The sequence below is a fragment of the Saliphagus sp. LR7 genome (genome assembly GCF_003344565.1).
GTDB lineage: Archaea > Halobacteriota > Halobacteria > Halobacteriales > Natrialbaceae > Saliphagus > Saliphagus infecundisoli.
This window is the reverse complement of record NZ_QPND01000004.1, coordinates 38,057-55,748: the sequence shown is the minus strand read 5'-3', so window position 1 is coordinate 55,748 and position 17,692 is coordinate 38,057. Positions and strand designations below refer to the sequence as shown.

18 protein-coding genes and 1 tRNA gene are annotated in these 17,692 nt (G+C 68.8%); 12 read left to right on the top strand and 7 right to left on the bottom strand.

Annotated features, from left to right (window positions below):
• The first annotated feature begins 92 nt into the window (after positions 1-92).
• From DVH23_RS07385 to DVH23_RS24970, 3 genes are read left to right on the top strand one after another with little or no spacing between them, the layout of a single operon-like run.
• A complete protein-coding gene (locus DVH23_RS07385) occupies positions 93-1,262 on the top strand; it encodes a 60S ribosomal export protein NMD3 (protein WP_114576804.1) in 1,170 nt (389 codons plus the stop codon).
• Positions 1,262-2,470, top strand: coding sequence for a class I SAM-dependent methyltransferase family protein (locus DVH23_RS07380; RefSeq protein ID WP_114576803.1), 1,209 nt, complete (start codon positions 1,262-1,264; stop codon positions 2,468-2,470). The genes DVH23_RS07385 and DVH23_RS07380 overlap by 1 nt, the downstream gene beginning before the upstream one ends.
• Before the next feature lie 6 nt (positions 2,471-2,476).
• Positions 2,477-2,599 (top strand): hypothetical protein, encoded by a 123-nt coding sequence (locus DVH23_RS24970; RefSeq protein ID WP_255565230.1) that lies wholly within the window; start codon positions 2,477-2,479, stop codon positions 2,597-2,599.
• Here the strand turns inward: DVH23_RS24970 and DVH23_RS07375 are convergent.
• Positions 2,596-4,416 (bottom strand): ATP-dependent DNA helicase, encoded by a 1,821-nt coding sequence (locus DVH23_RS07375; protein WP_114576802.1) that lies wholly within the window; start codon positions 4,414-4,416, stop codon positions 2,596-2,598. The genes DVH23_RS24970 and DVH23_RS07375 overlap by 4 nt on opposite strands.
• Positions 4,417-4,545: 129 nt before the next feature.
• Here DVH23_RS07375 and DVH23_RS07370 point away from each other — a divergent pair.
• A tRNA-Glu gene (locus tag DVH23_RS07370) sits at positions 4,546-4,630 on the top strand.
• A gap of 242 nt (positions 4,631-4,872) precedes the next feature.
• On the opposite strand, the gene DVH23_RS07365 is transcribed toward DVH23_RS07370, so the two are convergent.
• The 3 genes from DVH23_RS07365 to DVH23_RS07355 all read right to left on the bottom strand — a co-directional run bounded on the left by DVH23_RS07365 (position 4,873) and on the right by DVH23_RS07355 (position 8,359).
• Positions 4,873-6,099, bottom strand: a complete 1,227-nt coding sequence (locus DVH23_RS07365; RefSeq protein WP_114576801.1) for a putative manganese transporter — start codon at positions 6,097-6,099, stop codon at positions 4,873-4,875.
• A 191-nt stretch (positions 6,100-6,290) separates the two neighbouring features.
• Positions 6,291-6,584 carry a translation initiation factor gene (locus tag DVH23_RS07360; RefSeq protein WP_394342627.1) on the bottom strand — a complete coding sequence of 98 codons (294 nt, stop codon included), beginning with the start codon at positions 6,582-6,584 and terminating at the stop codon, positions 6,291-6,293.
• 41 nt (positions 6,585-6,625) lie between these two features.
• Positions 6,626-8,359 (bottom strand): excinuclease ABC subunit C, encoded by a 1,734-nt coding sequence (locus tag DVH23_RS07355; protein WP_114576799.1) that lies wholly within the window; start codon positions 8,357-8,359, stop codon positions 6,626-6,628.
• Between the two features lie 101 nt (positions 8,360-8,460).
• On the opposite strand from DVH23_RS07355, the gene DVH23_RS07350 reads away from it, so the two are divergent.
• The 3 genes from DVH23_RS07350 to DVH23_RS07340 are packed head-to-tail and all read left to right on the top strand — an operon-like array spanning position 8,461 to position 10,620.
• The gene (locus DVH23_RS07350) at positions 8,461-8,736 is read left to right on the top strand and encodes a hypothetical protein (RefSeq protein WP_114576798.1); all 276 of its coding nucleotides are present in this window, start codon (positions 8,461-8,463) and stop codon (positions 8,734-8,736) included.
• 55 nt (positions 8,737-8,791) lie between these two features.
• Positions 8,792-9,721, top strand: coding sequence for an ABC transporter ATP-binding protein (locus DVH23_RS07345; protein ID WP_114576797.1), 930 nt, complete (start codon positions 8,792-8,794; stop codon positions 9,719-9,721).
• Positions 9,718-10,620, top strand: a complete 903-nt coding sequence (locus DVH23_RS07340; protein WP_114576796.1) for an ABC transporter permease — start codon at positions 9,718-9,720, stop codon at positions 10,618-10,620. Before DVH23_RS07345 ends, DVH23_RS07340 begins: the two co-directional genes overlap by 4 nt.
• On the opposite strand, the gene ligA is transcribed toward DVH23_RS07340, so the two are convergent.
• From ligA to DVH23_RS07325, 3 genes are all read right to left on the bottom strand, one after another.
• Positions 10,617-12,740, bottom strand: a complete 2,124-nt coding sequence (gene ligA / locus DVH23_RS07335; protein WP_114576795.1) for an NAD-dependent DNA ligase LigA — start codon at positions 12,738-12,740, stop codon at positions 10,617-10,619. The genes DVH23_RS07340 and ligA overlap by 4 nt on opposite strands.
• Positions 12,741-12,831: 91 nt before the next feature.
• Positions 12,832-13,323: a DUF302 domain-containing protein gene (locus DVH23_RS07330; protein WP_114576794.1), complete on the bottom strand. Its 492-nt coding sequence runs from the start codon at positions 13,321-13,323 to the stop codon at positions 12,832-12,834.
• A gap of 53 nt (positions 13,324-13,376) precedes the next feature.
• Complete coding sequence (locus tag DVH23_RS07325; RefSeq protein WP_114576793.1) at positions 13,377-13,754, bottom strand: 2Fe-2S iron-sulfur cluster binding domain-containing protein; 378 nt, start codon at positions 13,752-13,754, stop codon at positions 13,377-13,379.
• An 85-nt stretch (positions 13,755-13,839) separates the two neighbouring features.
• Here DVH23_RS07325 and rio1 point away from each other — a divergent pair, with 85 nt between their 5' ends.
• From rio1 to DVH23_RS07305, 5 genes are all read left to right on the top strand, one after another.
• Positions 13,840-14,709 (top strand): serine/threonine-protein kinase Rio1, encoded by an 870-nt coding sequence (gene rio1, locus DVH23_RS07320; RefSeq protein WP_114576792.1) that lies wholly within the window; start codon positions 13,840-13,842, stop codon positions 14,707-14,709.
• Between the two features lie 40 nt (positions 14,710-14,749).
• The gene (locus DVH23_RS24175) at positions 14,750-14,914 is read left to right on the top strand and encodes a hypothetical protein (RefSeq protein WP_198667868.1); all 165 of its coding nucleotides are present in this window, start codon (positions 14,750-14,752) and stop codon (positions 14,912-14,914) included.
• 229 nt (positions 14,915-15,143) lie between these two features.
• Positions 15,144-16,385: a tryptophan--tRNA ligase gene (locus DVH23_RS07315; protein WP_114576791.1), complete on the top strand. Its 1,242-nt coding sequence runs from the start codon at positions 15,144-15,146 to the stop codon at positions 16,383-16,385.
• Between the two features lie 42 nt (positions 16,386-16,427).
• Positions 16,428-17,138: a DUF2270 domain-containing protein gene (locus DVH23_RS07310; protein WP_114577052.1), complete on the top strand. Its 711-nt coding sequence runs from the start codon at positions 16,428-16,430 to the stop codon at positions 17,136-17,138.
• A 56-nt stretch (positions 17,139-17,194) separates the two neighbouring features.
• Complete coding sequence (locus DVH23_RS07305; RefSeq protein ID WP_114576790.1) at positions 17,195-17,692, top strand: metallophosphoesterase; 498 nt, start codon at positions 17,195-17,197, stop codon at positions 17,690-17,692.

Below are 17,692 nucleotides of genomic sequence, written 5' to 3'. Positions count from 1 at the left end.
TTCGTGTGGAGTTCTCACGGGGTGAGAGGCCCCGCGACGGGCGTGGCCGGGCGAGCGGGTCGTTTAACAGGCCGAGGGTCCAACGGGGGACGATGACGACGTCGCGCGCGTTCTGTCCGCGGTGTGGGGACCCGATCGATCGGGAGAGCGCCGCGGCCGCGGAGGGGGAGGAGGGCGACGGTCCCGCGATCTGTGAGGGCTGCTACTTCACGGACTTCGAGTTCGTCGAGGCGCCCGAGCGGATCGACGTCTCCGTCTGTGCCCAGTGTGGTGCGGTCCACCGGGGCCGGCGCTGGGTGGACGTCGATGCCGACGACTACACCGACGTCGCGATCGAGGAGGTAAGCGAGGCGGTCGCGGTCCACGTCGACGTCCGGGAGTTCGCCTGGCAGGTCGAACCCGAGCAGGTAGACGAGAACACGATCCGGATGCACTCGTACTTCACCGGGGTCGCCCGCGGACGGCCCGTCGAGGAGGAGCGTTCGATCCTCGTCCGGATCGCCCGCCAGACCTGCACCCGGTGTGGCCGGATCGCGGGCGACTACTACGCGAGCACCGTCCAGATCCGCGCCGAGGACCGAACCCCGACGAGCGAGGAAGTCGAGCGCGCCAGAGAGATCGCAGAGCGGACGGTCGCGGAGATGGAGGCGACGGGCGACCGAAACGCCTTCGTCACCGAGTTCACCGAGACCGACGACGGCGCCGACATCAAGGTCTCGACGAACAAGATCGGGAAGAAGATCTCGAACAAGATGATAGAGGAGTTCGGCGGCAGCGTCAACGACGCCGAGACGCTGGTCACGGAGGACGAGGACGGCAACGAAGTGTACCGGGTGACGTTCGCCGTCCGCCTGCCGCCCTACCGGCCGGGGGAGGTCATCGACCTCGCCGACGACGAGGGTGGGCCGGTCCTCGTCCGCAGCGCCCGCGGGAACCTCAAAGGCGTCCGCGTGACGACCGGGGAACGGTACGAGGCGGGCTACGAGGAGGGCGACTCGCCCGATGCCCGACGGCTGGGAGCCATCGAGGACGCCCAGGAGACGACGGTCGTGACCGTCGAGGACGAGAACGCGGTCCAGGTCCTCGATCCGGAGACGTTCCAGGCCGAGACCGTCGCCCGACCCGACTACTTCGACCCCGACGCCGAAACCGTCCCCGTCCTGAAGAGCCGCGCGGGCCTGCACGTCCTCCCCGACCACGACCCCGCAAGCGATGAGGGGGAGGACGAACCGTACGACCCCTACGCGGACCGGCAGAACTGATGACCGACGACCAGAATTCGGGGGACCCGGAGGCGACCGTCGAGCCCGATCTCGACCGGATCGACGCGCCGTTGGCGGTGATCGTCGAGAAACCGCGTGTGGAGACGGCCATCGAGTCGCTTCGCACGGAGGGCGTCTACGACGACTCGAGACGCGTCCGGGAGGAGGCGAGCACGGCCGAGGACAGCGAGGACGCCACCACAGCGCGAGCCGGCGGCGACCGCGAGGACGGAGAGCGGGTCGCGCTTCCGGTCACCGAGCCGCCGACGGAGACCCGCGTTCTCGAGGTCGTCCGCCAGATCGATCCCGACCGGCGTACGACCGACCTCGCCGACCGGCTGGCCGAGCGGGGCTGGGACGAGGCCGCTCTCGAGACGGTGCCTGGATCGTGGGCCGTGATCGGCTCGGTGATCCTCGTGAGCGTTCCCGAGGACTGTCCCGACGAGCGGGAGTTGGGGGAGGCCCTGCTCGAACACCACGGCGAGGCCGACAGCGTGCTCGCCGACTGCGGGATCGCGACCGACGGGGACGCGGGCACCTACCGCGAACCCCGGACGCGGCTGCTTGCGGGCGAGGCCGACACGGAGACGATCCATACCGAACACGGCACCCGGTACGCGCTCGATCCCTCGAGAGTAATGTTCTCGCCGGGAAACCAGGCCGAGCGCGTCCGGATGGGCGAGACGGTCGAACCCGGGGAACGCGTCTTCGACATGTTCGCCGGGATCGGCTACTTCACGCTGCCGATGGCCCGTGCCGGCGCGGACGTAACTGCGGCGGAGATCAATCCGACCGCCTTCCGCTACCTGCTCGAGAACGCCGTCCTGAACGGGGTCGAGGAGCGGATCGACGCCTACCGGGCGGACTGCCGGGCGGTCGCCGACGGCGTCGCCGACTCGGGAGGTGCAGACCGGATCGTCATGGGTTACTACGGCAGCGGCGGTTCGGAGGGGGGGGACGGTGGCGGAACCGAGCGAACCGCGGCGGCCCACACCTACCTCGACGACGCCCTCCGCGCGCTCGCTCCCGACGGCGTCGTCCACTACCACGAGGCCACCCCCGAGTCCGAACTCCGGGATCGACCCGAAAAACGGCTCGAGTCGGCCGTCTCCCGGGCGGGCCGCGAACTCGAGATCCTCGAACGGCGGCGGGTCAAGAGCCACAGCCCGGGAGTTGTCCACGTCGTCCTCGACGCGCGTGTCGAGTAGGCGGTCGTGAACTTCTTTGGACCGCGGCGCGAACGACCCTACATGGACAGAAACCAGCTCATCGCCCTGCTGTTTGCCCTCCTGATGGTGACCTCGATGGTCGCCTGGGGCGCGAGCGCGCTGCTCTAGGCGTCCCAGACGTCCGCGAGGGGGCTGTTCCGCGACCCCGAGTCGGAGCGAGAGCCCGACCGGGAACGCGACCGATGGCCGCCCGAGCGCGAGGCGTCCCTCGAGCCGGTCGCCCCCGAGGACCCGTCCCCCGAGGCGCCGGCCACCGACGGGTCGAACGCGGGGAGGTCGGGCTCTTCGATGCGATCGACCTGTTCTGCGAACCAGTCGGGCATCGCCGACCGCGAGCGCTCGAAGACGTCGAGCAGACTCGAGTCGGCGAGGTAGGTCACGCCGTGGTCGTCGGGCGCCCGGACGATTCGGCCACAGGCCTGGATCACGGTTCTGAGGGCGGCCCGGAAGTACCACGCCCACTGGCCCGACTCCAAGCGATGGGCCACCCGCGAGTCGCCCGTGTTGAGGAAGGGCGCCTTGCAGATCACCTGCCAGCGCGCGAGGTCGCCCTCCAGGTCGAGGGCCTCCTCCATCTTCACCGAGAGGAACACTCCTGATCCGGTCGAGGCCTTCCACTCTTCGAGGGCGCTATCGCGGTTCTCGCGCGTGTGGGCATGGATCCGGTCGCCGACGCCGAAGTCGTCAAGCAGATCCCGCAGCCGCTCCTGGATCGCGTATGAGTGGGCGTGGATCAGCCCCTTCTCGTCGGGATGGTGTTGCATGATCCGGACGATCGTTCTGGCGATCTTCGGAATCGTCTCGTCGCGGTGCTCGTAGGTCATCTTCCCGCAGGTGACGTCGTACAGCGGGCGGTGTTCGATCGGAAACGTGTGGGGGACGTCCACGAGGGCAACGTCGTCGGGGTCGAGCCCGACGCCCCGGCAGAAGGCCTCCTTGTCCAGAATCGTCGCCGAAAAGAGCGCGAACCGGTTGCCCCGGTCCCAGACGGTGTGGTGGAGGTAGCGCTCGGGGTCCATCGGCTTGATCGTCAGCGGTCCTCCCTCTCCATCGCCGTCTCCCGCCGCCTCGCCCCCGCTCGCGGGCTCCTGATCGACGAGCCACGTCGTCGGGCTCTCCGGGTTGCGGTAGTCCTCGACGAACCACTCGAGGTCGCCGATCAGCTCCTGGAGGCGGTCCCGGTCGCTGACCTCGCCGACCGTGAGTTCGTCCTCGCCGAGCAACTCGTCCTTGTGGCGCTCGCAGGTCCCCGCGAGGCTCTCGGCGTAGCGGACCGTCCGCTCGACGGGGTCGGCGGCGGCCTCGACGTCGGGTATCCGTAACTCCTCCCAGATCGGGACCGACCGGGGACCGAGCCGGATCGTTGCGTACATCTCGGCCCACTCGGAGAGTCCGTGGGCCTCGTCGATGACGACGACGTCCCGGGTGCGAAAGACCTCGCTGCCGGCGGTCTGCATGAAGTACGCGAGCGTCATCGCGGCGATCGAGCCGTTGGCCGCGATCGCTCGGTCCGAGAAGTACGGACACCGGTGTCGGACCGAGCAGTCGTACCCCCGCTCGCGGACGCAGGGTGCCCGATCGACCGGCGTGTTCGTCTCGTGGGGAAGGATGCAGTTGTAGTTGCCCTTTCCGCGGACGATCCGCAGGTCCGCGAGCAGGTCGTCGTCGGCGACGTCGTCCAACTGTGAGACCTGCGGCGTCGTGTAGTAGGCACCCGTGGCCTCGCTCGGTTCTGCCTCCTCGACCGTCCGGGCACAGCCCGCGACCGCACGGGCGAGCAGGGACTTGCCGCTACCCGTGGGTGCCCGCACCAGGACGACCTCGTTGCCGGCCGCGAACGCCTCGCGTATGTCCGCGAGGGCCTGCTCCTGGGCGCCACGGTAGCCGGGGGCGGGGAACTCGCTCTCGATCCGGGCGGGGTTCACCGGTGGGTGGGGGGTTCGGTAGACCCCTAAAGCCACCGAATCGATCGGGAGGAAAGCGGCGCCTACCGCCGGACGCAACCGGGGTAGGCGGTCGGTTACTAATCGGGTGGCCCCGCTGGATGGAATCGTGGAAGGGTAGCTCAGTGGTAGAGCACCGCGGGCCTCGCCCGCGGCGGCCCTCTGGCCGCGTGGCGTTCGAATCCCACCCCTTCCGTCGATCGAGCGAACCGCGAGAGCGACGCGAAACGGTGGATTCGAGCAGGCGAGTCGCAGCGTCCGAGCAAGGCGAGGACAACCGTCTCGCTCCGTTCGAATCCCACCCCTTCCGCTTTTCGACGAACATGCCGTGAGGAGACGCGAAACGGTGGACTCGAGCAGGGAATCACGGCCTCCGAGCAGGGTCGTTCGGCAGGCACGATGAGCCTTCGTGAGAAGGGCCGTGTTACGTCCCGCCGGTCACAACACGCCGAACCCGAACTCGGCCATCCCGAAGACGGGACCCCACAGGAAGTGGAGTGCGACCCCGACGACGACGGCGGGCAGGAAGTTGTAGATCGACGCGATGATGGCGGCCTTGGCGTCGACTGCGAGCAGCGGGAACAGGGCATCGCCGTCCTGGGCGATCGCGTTCGCGCTCAGCGCGGAGAAGGGCAGCCCGCCCTCGGCATAGACGTTCGCCAGCACGATCTGGGGGCCACAGCCGGGGATCAGCCCGACGACGGCGCCGCCGAGGGGTGCGAGGACGCCCGCCGACGCCGCGAGGGTCGCGACGTCGGCCCCGGTGAAGAAAACGACGTACTCGTAGCCCGCCAGGGCCACGAGCACCCAGACGGTGACGAAGCTGGTCTCCATCGCCGCGTGGACGAGCGTGTCGTAGACCGACGAGAACGAGTCCCGGGCGCGGGCGACGGTCCCCTCGCCGACGTAGTGGCGGCCGACGGCGTAGAGATAGAGCGAGAGGGAAGCGCCGACGAGGCCGACGACGGTGAACAGACCGTCGAAGCCGGGGCCGACCGCGAGCGCGACCTCGGGGCCGCCCCGGAGCAGGTACAGCGAGCCGAGGACGAGGCCGGCGATCGCGGCGAGCCACCAGAGGACGTGAGCGAGGTGCGACAGCGGCGTGAGGACCCGCGAGTGGCGATCCGGCCCCGTCTCGTGGCTGTGGGTCGGGGACTCGCCGGCGTAGTCGTGGGCCGGGTTCGGACCGATGGCGCCGCCGCCGGCGACGGTCCCGCCGTCGGTCGTCGCGGGCGAGAGCCGCGCGACGGCGGCGTCGACCCGCGAGACGCCGAGCCCGACCGAATCGACGAGGTAGCCCGTCGCCACCGAGGCGGCGAAGGCGATCGCGTAGGCGTAGAGGGCGGCCTCGGGGGCGAGCGCGAGGATGACGAACGCGGAGTCGCCGGCGGTCGCGCCGAGCGTCGCGACGACGGTCCCGAAGCTGACGGTGCCACGGAGATACAGCGGCATCACGACGATCGCGCCGCCACAGCCGGGGGTCAGCCCGAGCAGCCCGCCGAGTGCCGGCTGAAGGCGCTCGTTGTCTTCGATCGCGCGCAGGAGCGCCCCGCCGGTCAGATACTGGACGAGACCGAACGCGAGCACCGTGATCGCGACGAAGACGCTCACCTGGACGTAGCCGTCCCGGAGCGACTCGAGCAGGATCGTCGTCGCTTCAGGCACGGACGAACACCCCCTGGTCGGGAGGGGAGTAGATAATTAGATCCATCTAATTATTTAGTTCACAGTGCGTGATTTATATGTTGCGGTGGCACTCATTCTGATCCGGAACGAACCGTCGATCGACGGACGCCGAGCCACTCGCTAGGGGGCCTCGACCCCGCGATCCCGTCCCGGCCGTACAGCGCCCGTTTTCAGGACCGGACGTCGAACCCCCGGTCGCGAAGCAACTCGGGGAGCCGGTCGCGGTGGTCGCCCTGAATCTCGATCCGACCGTCCTCGACCGTGCCGCCGGCGCCCACGGAGGACTTGAGGTCGGAGGCGATCGACTCCACCTCCGAGTCGGGGAGGTCGAACCCCTCGATGATCGTCACCGGCTTGTCGTACCGGCGGCTCTCGGTTCGGAGCGTGAGCAGCTGCTGGGAGGTCTCCAGGTCGCCCTGACTGTCGAGTTCGTCGAGCAGGTCGTCGAGTTCGTCCTCGGACACACGTCGAGAAACGACACCGAGACCCATAGTTCCGTCGGGTCCTACAGCCGCGACCGGATCGTCTCGGCGGTCCGCTCGCCGATCCCCGAGACGCTCGTCAGGTCCTCGCGGCTGGCCTCCCGGACGTTCTCGACGCTGCCGAACCGTCCAAGCAACCGCTTTCTGGTCTCGGGGCCCACCCCTGGAACGTCGTCGAGGACCGTCGAGACGTCGTCGCGGACCGTCCGGTGGTACTGCACCGCAAACCGGTGGGCCTCGTCGCGGACCCGCTGGAGAAGGTGGAGGTGGGCCGCATCCGAGGGCCACGAGTGGCTCCGGTCGGCGCTGATCACCCGCTCCTCCGCTTTCGCGAGCGCGACGACGGGAACCTCCCAGCCCGCCTCCGAGATGGCCTCGCGGGCGGCCGAGAGCTGACCCTCGCCGCCGTCGATCAACAGGAGGTCGGGGTCGGGACGGTCGTCTCTCCCCTCGACGGCGCGGGTCGCACGCCACTCGAGTAGGGTCTTCATGTTGGCGTAGTCGTCGTTTGCGTCGGTCAGCTTCTTCCGGCGGTAGCCCGACTTGTCGGCGCTCCCGTCCTCGAAGGCGACGTCACTGCCGACCGCCGAGGCGCCGTGGGCGTGGCTCACGTCGAAGCCCTCGATTCGGGCCGCGGAGTCGAGTCCGAGCGCGTCGGCGAGCATCGCACACGCGTCGCGCCCGCCGACGTTCTTTCTGGCGTTTTTCAGCGCCAGCTCGACGAGTTTCGCTTCCCGGCCGGCGCCGGGCACTCGCACGGAGACCCCTTCGGCCTCGAGCCAGGCCCCCACTTCGTCGTCTCCGTGTTCCTCGGGGAGGAGGATCGCGTCCGGGAGCTCCCGCTCGGCGTAGTACTGGACGAGAAAGGCCGCGAGCAACTCGGGGACGCCGCCGGGGCCGTCGGGCGCCGAGAGCCGGTGGCGCTCGCGGTCGATCAGCTTCCCGTCCTCGGCCCGGAGTCGGGCGACGGTCCCCGACTCGCCCTCGATGGCGACGCCGAGGACGTCCACGGCGCGCTCGTCGCCGACCGACTGGACGGCCTCGCCGCCCTCGCCGTGGAACGCCTCGACGGCCGCCAGCCTGTCCCGGAGGTTCGCCGCCCGCTCGAAGTTCTGTTCCTGGGATGCGACCTCCATCTCCCGCTCGATCGGATCGGCGAGGATCCCTGTCTCGCCCTCGAGGAAGCGTTCGACTAGGGAGACGTCCTCGCGGTAGTCCTCGAGTGCGATCTCGCGGGTGCAGGGGGCGGTACAGAGCCCCAAATCGTGGTCGAGACAGGGCCGGTCGCGGCCCGAATACTTGTGGTCCGAACAGCCCCGGATCCCGTACGTTTCCCGGAGGGCCTTCACGACGGTTTCGACCCGCCCCATCTCGGTGTAGGGGCCGAACACCGTCGCGGACTCGTCGGGGTCCCGCGTGATCTCGATGCGCGGTGCGGGATGGTCGGTCAGCTGGACCATCGGATACGACTTGTCGTCCTTCAGCCGGACGTTGTACCGGGGCTGGTGGCGCTTGATCAGGTTCGCTTCCAGAAGAAGGGCCTGGGTCTCGGTGTCGGTGACGGCGACCTCAAGGCCGTCGGCGCGGTCGACCATCCGGCGGATGCGGGCGCTTCGAGGGTCGGCGTACGACCGAACCCGGTCGCGGATGTCCACTGCCTTCCCGACGTAGATCGTCGTCTCCCCCTCCCGAAACTGGTAGACGCCGGGCTCGCGGGGGAGCTCCCCGGCCCGCGCCGAAAGGGCCTCGGCGTTCATCGGGGTCCCTAGCGAGTCGACGGGTTTGAGCCTGACGTCCCCGGCCGGTCACGTCCACGGACGGACGCCAGATTCACCACGCCGGGGGTCGAACGCCGACCATGACCGATCCCGACGAAGACGTCCAGTGCTGGCTCGTCGAGCGGGCGTTCGACGACCGCAACCTCGTGACGACCGTCTACGCGACCCCCGACGGAGACCGCTTTCACCGCCGCGAGCGCTCGGCCGCGGCGATGCGCGCGGGCGACGAGGTGACTGCCGGCAAGCGGATCTCCGAGGACGACCTCGAGGCCGTGACCGACGACGACCGCCGGGAACGGTACGCCGAGGAGGCCGCCCGCGTCGCGGCCGATCACGCCCCCGAAGACCCGATCTGACCGTCATCGTCCCCGAGTGACAAGACTTATCGGACTCTGCTGGGATTTCACATACATGTCAGCGATAGCAGTGGACGGGCTCACCAAACGCTACGGGAACACGGTCGCCCTGGAGGATCTCTCGTTTACGGTCCGGGAGGGCGAGGTGTTCGGCTTTCTGGGACCCAACGGCGCGGGGAAGTCGACGACGATCAACGTCTTACTCGACTTCGCTCGGCCGACCGACGGCGAGATCCGGGTCTTCGGCAAGGACGTCCGCGCCGAGAGCCGCGAGATCCGCCGCCGGACCGGCGTCCTCCCCGAAGGCGTCGAGACCTACGACCGACTGACCGCCCGCCAGCACCTTGAGTTCGCGATCGACTCGAAGGACGCCGACGACGACCCCGAACGCCTCCTCTCCCGCGTCGGACTGGAGGAGGCAGTCGACCGGAAGGCTGGGGGGTACTCGAAGGGGATGAGCCAGCGGCTCCTGCTCGCGATGGCGCTCGTGGGAGAGCCGGATCTCCTGGTGCTCGACGAGCCTTCGACCGGGCTCGACCCCAACGGCGCCCGCGAGATGCGCGACCTCGTTCGCGAGGAAAACGAGCGGGGAGCGACCGTCTTTTTCTCGAGTCACATCATGGAGCAGGTCGAGGCGGTCTGCGATCGGGTGGGCATTCTCCGGGACGGCGAGATGGTCGCCGTCGACACCGTCTCGGGGCTCCAGGACTCGGTGACGACGGGTGCGACGCTTCGGGTCTCCGTCGACCGGATCGACGAGGGGGCCGTCGAGCGGGTCCGGTCGATGCCCGAGGTCACGTCGGTCGACGTCGAGGAGGGACAGACGCCGGCGGTCGTCGTCGCCACCGAGGGGTCAAAGACCGCGGTCATCCACGAGATCGAGGACGCGGGCTGTGAAGTGCTCGACTTCTCGACCGACGACACCTCTCTGGAGGAGGTCTTCCGGGCGTACACGACCGACCGCCGGGAGGAGGTCAGTGCATGAGCGACGTCAACGCGACGAGCGTCCGGGCGATCGCGACCAAGGACTTCCGGGACGCGGTCCGGTCGTGGACGTTCTGGGGGCTGAGCCTCCTCTTTTTCCTGCTCGTTGGGCTCGCGGCCTTCGCGATCGGCTACTTCGGAAACGCCGACACGTCCACCGCCGACTTCCTGGGAACGGTCAGCCAGGTGACTCGACTGGTCGTCCCGCTGATCGCCTTGCTGCTCGGCTGGAAGTCGATCGCCGGCGAGCGCGAGTCGGGCAGCATCAAGGTCCTCCTTTCCCTGCCGCACTCCCGGATCGACGTCGTCCTCGGGAAGTATCTCGGCCGGGCGACCGTCCTCTCGCTGTCGCTGCTGATCGGCTTCGTCATCGGTGCCGTCGTCGTCGCCGTCATGCTCTCGCCGCCGGCGATCGCCGACTACGCCGGCTTCATCGCCATGACGATCCTCTACGGCATCGCCTATCTCGGGATCGCCATCGCGCTCTCCTCGATTACCAAGTCGACGACGATCGCCGGCGCCGCGATGTTCGGCGTCTTCGTCCTCTTCTACGTCGTCTGGAACCTGCTGAACTTCGCTCTCCAGATCCTGATGAACCAGGGCTACTTCTCGGGCGTCGAGGTCACGCAAACGATGAACGGAAACGAGATGCAGTACGAGCGCCTCCCCGACTGGGGATTGTTCGTTCAGACGATCGACCCAGGGGTCGCCTACGCCAACGCGCTCTCGGTGATCGACGCCGTCGAGGCTCCCGGCTTCGGCACCGCCTTCTCCGCCGAGTTGTTCCCGAGCGGGGTCCCCTTTTACCTCCAGAACTGGTTTTCGTTCCTGATCCTGCTGGTCTGGATCGTCGTCCCGACCGCCATCGCGATCGCCCGGTTCGACCGGGTCGACCTCTAGATCCCGACGCCGCGGCTCGCGAGGAAGCTGAGGAACTCACCCTCCCTCATGATCGGAACGCCCTCCGCTTCGGCGTCCTCGCGCTTCGTCGCCCCCGGACTCTCGCCGGCGACGAGGTAGTCGGTGTTTCCCGAGACGCTGCTCGTCGCATTCCCGCCGTGGGCCTCGACTGCCTCCTGGGCCTCGCTTCTGGTCAACTGCGAGAGCGAGCCCGTGAAGACGAAGGTCAGGCCCTCAAGTTCCTCCCCACCCTCCTCGATCGCCGCCTCCTGGGGCGAGACGTGGTCCAGCAGGCGGTCGACCACCCGCGCGTTGCCCTCGCTCGCGAAGAACTCGTGTATCGTTTCCGATACCGTATCGCCGATCTCGCCCGCGTCCTCCAGGGCGTCGGGCTCTTCGAGGGCGGTCTCCCGGACCGCATCGAAGGTCCCGAACTCGGCGGCGAGCGCGCGGGCGGTCGCGGGACCGACGTGGGGGATGCCGAGCGCCGAGAGGAACTCGTCGAGGGGAGGCTCCCGGCTCGCCTCGATCTCGCTCATTACGTTGTTCGCGCTCGTCTCGCCCCAGCCCTCGAGGCCCGCGAGCTCCTCCCGGTCGAGTTCGTAGAGGTCGGGGATCGACTCGACGAGGCCGGCCTCGATCAGCTGGCGGACGCCGCGCTCTCCTAAGCCTTCGAGGTCGAGACCGTCGTCGCCCGCGTAGTACTCGATCGACCGGCGGCGCTGGGCCCGGCAGGTCAGGCCGCCGGTACAGAAGGCCATGGGGCCGTCGCGTTCGATGGCGCTGTCACAGACCGGACACCGGTCGGGGAGGTCGTAGTGGCCCTCCGACCCCTTCTCGACGACCTCCTCGACGTAGGGGATGACGTCGCCCGCGCGGGTGAGCCGGACGGTATCCCCGACGTTGACGTCCTTCTCGGCGATCTCGGCGGGGTTGTGGAGGCTCGCCCGCGAGACGGTCACGCCGCCGACGTCGACGGGATCGAGCAGGGCGACGGGCGTTACCCGCCCGGTTCGCCCGACCTGGACGGCGACCTCCTGGACGGTCGTCACCTCCGAGCGCGCGGGGAACTTGTAGGCGTAGGCCCACCGGTCGTGGCGGGCGGTCCGGCCGAGTTCCTCGCGGCCCGCGCGGTCGTCGACCTTGATCACGACGCCGTCGATCTCGTAGGGGAGGTCGTCGCGTTCTTCGAGGAGTCGGTCGCGGTAGTCGATGGCCGCCTCGATCGCGTCTCGAGTGTCGCCGCTCGTATCGTCCGCGGAACGTGGTTCCGCGCACTCCGCGAGTTCGACCCGGTCGTTGGTCCGCAGCCCCCACTCGGGGAACCGCTCCAAGGCCTCGTGGTGGGTCTCGGGGAGCTCGCTGGCCTCCAGAATATCGAAGAAGAACACCTCGAGGGGGCGCTCGGCGACGACCGCGGGATCGAGCTGACGGATCGTTCCTGCAGTGGCGTTTCGGGGGTTCGCGAACGGCTCCTCGCCGCGTTCGATCCGCTCTCTGTTGTGGGCCTGAAAATCGTCCTTCGGCATGTAAACCTCCCCGCGGACGGCGAGGAAGTCGGGCGGGTCGCCGTGGAGGCGCTGGGGAAGCGACCCGATGGTGCGGGCGTTCCGGGTGACGTCGTCGCCCTCGCGGCCGTCGCCGCGGGTGACCGCCCGCTCCAAGACACCCTCCTCGTAGACGACCGAAAGCGAGATCCCGTCGAACTTCGGCTCGCAGACGTACCTCGCCTCGCGACCGAGTTCCCGCCGGACCCGCTCGTCGAACTCCCGGACGTCGGCCTCCTCGCCGCTGCCCTCGATCGAGAGCATCGGCGCGACGTGTTCTACGGTCTCGAACGCGTCGAGCGGTTCGCCCCCGACCCGGCGGGTCGGGCTGTCGGGAGTCGCGAGGTCGAAGGCGTCCTCGAGGTCCTGCAGGCGGGCGAAGAGCGCGTCGTACGTCCGGTCGGCGATCAGGGGGTCGCTCTCGACGTAGTAGCGCCGGTCGTGTTCGCGGATCGCCTCCCGGAGCACGTCGGCCTGTGCTTCGGCCTCCTCCTCGGCGAGCTCCTCGACGGGGGCGAACTCGGTCGAGGGTTCCCGGAGATAGGGGTTCTCGTTCTCGTCGGCGAGGGACATTCGTTGGTCGGAGATCCGGACCGGGGGCCCGTCAACCTTACTACAGGCGTCGGCGAAGGCCTCGAGATCCCCCGCCAGAAGCGAAGATGTCCTACACCTCGCTTGCCTCCTCGGCGTTTTCCTCGACGTTCTCCCAGACCGTCTCCATGAGCTCGCCGGTCCTCTCGATTACCGCCTCGAGTCCGGCGTCCGCGGGCGCACAGCCCAGGTCGCGCATCGCCTTCGTCGCGGAGACGTGGTGGACGTGGACCGCATCGTCGCCCTCGCGCTCGTAGATCGCCGTCGTACACGGGAGCAGGCCGGAAAGCGAGCGGTCGACCGCGAGGGCGTCCCGGGCGATCTCGGGGTGACAGGTCACGAGCAGGGCGGTTCGGTCGACCTCCTCGTCCAACATCCCCGCGATCATCTCGTCGAGCCGGGTGACCGTCACCGTCTCGAAGCCGGCGAGTTCGTGTTCGACCTGGACGAAGGGAACGGCGTCCTCGAAGTCGATCGGCAGGGTCGTATGCAGTGCCTCGGACGCCGCCGGCGCGACCTCGCGGTCCCCAGCGGCCGGCTCCGAGGGCTCGTCTGCGTCGCTCATACCTCGTCGTGTCGCGGGCCGGACAAAAGGATTCGCCAGGCGTCGCGTCCCGATCACCGCCCCCACGGGCTGTCGCCGAGTTCGCTTCGGACCGTCGGCCCGACCACGACCCGACAGTCCGCCCGCGGCAGGGCGATACAGAGCAGGGCGTAGCCGTCGGCCAGGTCGTCAGGGTCGAGCGCGCGGGGCGCCCGCCGGTGGTCCATGGCGCTCGCGGGATCTACGGCGTCGTCGGCGACGGCGACGACCCGGCCCACGCAGGTCGTGCAGGTCCCCTTCCGGCAGTCGTATGGCAGCCGGAGCCCCTTCCGGAGGGCGGCGTCGAGGACGCTCTCCCGGGGCTCGACCGCGAGGGTTCGGCTGCGGCCGTCCGGCCACTCGAGGGTGACGTCGTGGCCCTCCCTCCGTTCCGCGGCGTCTCCGTCGTCCATACCGAGGGGACGGCGGGACGCGCCAAAAGGGGCTCGGGCCGGAGAGACCCAGTCTTTACCCACCCGCGCCCCGTAGGGAGGACGAATGGACACGGGCACCGAGTTCGGGCTGGTCGATCCCGAGGGCGGCGACATCGAGGGCGACGAGTGGGAACCGATCGACGTCTCGGACACCGAGGCCGACCGGATCGCCCGCGACCGCGACCGGGAGTTCGAGCAGTTCCAGGAGCGCATCAAGGACGCGGATCAGTTCAAGGTCGAGCAGTCGGTGTTCGACGACGCCACCTTCGCCGCGCTCTACAAGCTCGTCCAGGACGGCCACGTCGAGGCGTTCGGCGGCCCGCTCTCGACGGGCAAGGAGGCGAACGTCTACCACGCCCTGGGCGACGACCGCGAGGTCGCGGTCAAAGTCTACCGGATCAACGCCTCGAACTTCCGGCAGATGCGCGACTACCTCGAGGGCGACCCCCGGTTCGAGGGCCTGGGCGGAAACAAGAAGGACGTCGTCCTCGCCTGGACGAAAAAGGAGCTGTCGAACCTCGAACGCGCCCGGCGGGCGGGCGTTCGCGCCCCGGAGCCGATCGCGACCGAGCGGAACGTCCTCGTCATGGAGTACATCGGCAACGAGGAAGGGCGCGCGAGACGGCTGGGCGAGGTCGAGATCGAGAACCCCGAAACAGCCTACGAGGTCCTGAGAGAGTACATGCGCCGGCTCTACTCGGCGGGGCTGATCCACGGCGACCTGAGCGAGTACAACGTCGTCTTCGATGAGGGCCAGCTCGTCGTCATCGACCTCGGGCAAGCCGTGACGGTCCACCACCCCAACAGCCGGGACTTCCTCGAGCGCGACTGCGAGAACGTCGCGAACTTCTTTGCCCGCCAGGGGGTCGAGACCGATCCCGACGCGCTCCTCGAGTTCGTCACCGATCCGGAGCCCGATCCCTCGCGGGACTGACGGCGCACGATTTTTCGTCCGTGCGCTCGTACCCGGAGCCATGAGCCGGACGAGCTACAGGTGCTCCTGCGGGGCCGAGATCCGCTACAAGCAGGACGTCGAGACGCGCTCGACGACGACCGGCCGGCGCTTTATCTGCCGGGACTGTGGCACGCCCGTCCCGGGAACGGTCGGCGAGAAGATCAGTCACCAGAACCCGTCCTGACTAGCGGAATCGCGTCGCCACCCGCAGCGAAACCGTTAGGTGAGTCGGAGCCTTCGCTTCGGGCGATGCAGTCCGCTCTCGGCTGGCACTGGCGGTCGGTCCCGAGAGCAGACAGTCCCGGCATCGATCCCGACGCGGCCTAACCCGGCGGGTACGGTGCCGACGGCTCCCTTCACCTCTTTTCGATCGACGAACCACGCGCCAGCCACAGCCAGTCACACCGACAGCAATGACTAATCCAACGGAGACGAGCGAGACGGACGAACAGCATGGCGACCATGGAGCCGACGGTTCCCGCAGCGACCGCCACGACGGCGACGACGGATTCACCGTCACGCCCTACGAGGTCGACGGCGAGATCGACTACGAGAAACTCGTCGAACGCTTCGGCGCAGACCCCCTCACCGACGAGCAGATCGAAGGACTTCCCGACCACCCCCTGCTCCGCCGGGGGACGTTCTACGCGGGCCGCGATGTGGACGAGTATCTCGAGGCGGCTCAAGCCGGCGACCCCCACGCGGTCGTCACTGGCCGGGGACCCTCCGGCCCGATGCACCTGGGTCACGTGGTCCCGCTCTACCTCGCCAGACGGTTCCAGGAGGCGACGGGCGCGACAGTCTACCTCCCGATTTCGGACGACGAGAAGTTCCTCGCCAAGAAGCAGTCGTTCGAATCGATCGGCGCCCATACCCGCGAGAACCTCCGGGACCTGCTCGCGGTCGGCTTCGATCCCGAGCGCACCCGGATAGTGGTCGATACCGCCGACGCTGACGTGATCTACCCGATCGCGGTTCGCCTCGCGAAACACCTCACGCCGGCGACCGTCGAAGCCGTCTACGGGAATCAGGACACCGTCGGCCTGCAGTTCTATCCGGCGGTGCAGGCGACCCACCTCCTGCTTCCACAGTTGGTGGAGGGGCGCCAGCCGACGCTCGTCCCGATCGCGGTCGATCAGGACCCTCACGTCCGGGTCTGTCGGGACGTGGCCGCGAAGGAGGCCCTGCCGGTCGAGAAGCCCGGCGCGCTGCTCGGGCGATTCCTCCCGAGCCTCGCCGGGCCGGGGAAGATGAGTTCCTCCGACGACGCGCCGTCGATCGAGCTCACCGACGACGCCGATACCGTCGCGGAGACGATCCGCGAACACGCCTACACCGGCGGACGCGCGACCGTCGAGGCCCACCGCGAGCACGGCGGCGACCCCGCTACTGACGTTCCCTTCCAGTACCTCCGGGCGTTTCTCGAGCCCGACGACGACCGGCTCGCGGAGATCGAGGAGCGCTATCGCTCCGGGGAGCTCCTGAGCGGCGAGCTAAAGGAGATCCTGATCGACCGCCTGACCGGGTTTCTGGCCCGCCACCAGGAGCGCCGGGCGGCACTCGGCGGGCTCGAGGACGAACTCGAGCCCTACCGGCTGACGAGCGGCGAGCGCGAGCGCGCGCTCGCGTCGGCGGGCGTGGCCCGTCTCCCGTAGCGGCGTCGGGGGACTATGGTCGGCGGCGTCGAGAGCCCCCGTATGTCCACGGACGACGAGAACGGCGGGAGCCGAATCGGTCGAGGCGACGAGGAGATCGGGGCCGAGATCGCCGACGACGCCGAGGCGTTGCTCTCGGCGTTGCCCCACTACTACCGCGGGGAGGTGGCTCAGGCCAACGCCGCCCAGGACCGCATCGACCGGACGACCAACTGGGCGATCACCGTCCTGGCCGCGTTGCTCTCGATCGTCTTTTCGGCCCCCAATCTGCCCGCGTACCTCCTCCTGATCGGGGGCCTCGTCCTCGCGATGTTCCTCTCGTACGAGGTTCGCCGCTACCGGTTTTTCGACCTCTACCGGGCGCGAGTCCGCTTCTTTCAGGAGAACGTCTTCGCGAACGCCCTCGATCCCGTCGGGGCCGAACACCCCCGCTGGCGCGAGGAGCTGAGCGCGGATCTCCGGTACCCGACGTTCAAGGTCTCGACGCTCGAGGCGCTGTCCAGGCGCGTCCGTCGGATCTACGGGCTTCTGTTCGGCGTCGTCGGGATCGCGTGGGCCGCGAAGGTGACCCTGTTCACCCCCGAATCCCGGTGGACGGAAGCCGCCGAGTTACCCGGGATCCCCGGCGTGGCCGTCGCGGCCGCGGTCGCGGCGTTTTTCGTCTGCGTGCTCGCAGTCGCGTCCTGGCCCCACGGTCGGCGAGCCAAAGGCGAGGTCCACGGGACCGAGCCCGGCAGCTGGAAGAAACCCTGAGAGAGTCGTCCGGGCCCGAAGCTACTTGGCCGTCGCCGACGCCACGACAGCCATACATGCAGGTCGGCATCATCGCGGACACCCACGACAACGTCGAAGCGATCGAGCGAGCAGTGGCCGTCTTCGAGGACGAAGGCGTCGAGACAGTCGTCCACTGTGGCGACTTCATCGCGCCACCCGTCCTCCCGTTCTTCGAGGGACTCGAACTCCACGGCGTCCTCGGGAACAACGACGGCGAGGTCGAGGGCTTAGAAGCGGGCTTTGCTGACCTCGCCGGCAGCGAACTCCACGGCCGCTTTGCCGACCTCACCTTCGAGGACACGAGGTTCGCGGTCCTCCACGGCGAGGATCTCGACGACGTGGAGGGCTACGCCGAGAGCGGCGAGTACGACGTCGTCTGCTACGGCCACCACCACGAGCGCGAGCAGCGGGAGGTGGGGGAGACGACCGTCATCAATCCGGGCGCGCAGTTCCCGACCGTTCCGAGCGAGCACCGAACGGTCGCCGTCGTCGACACCGAAACCGAGGAGGTCCGGTTCGAACGGATCGGATAG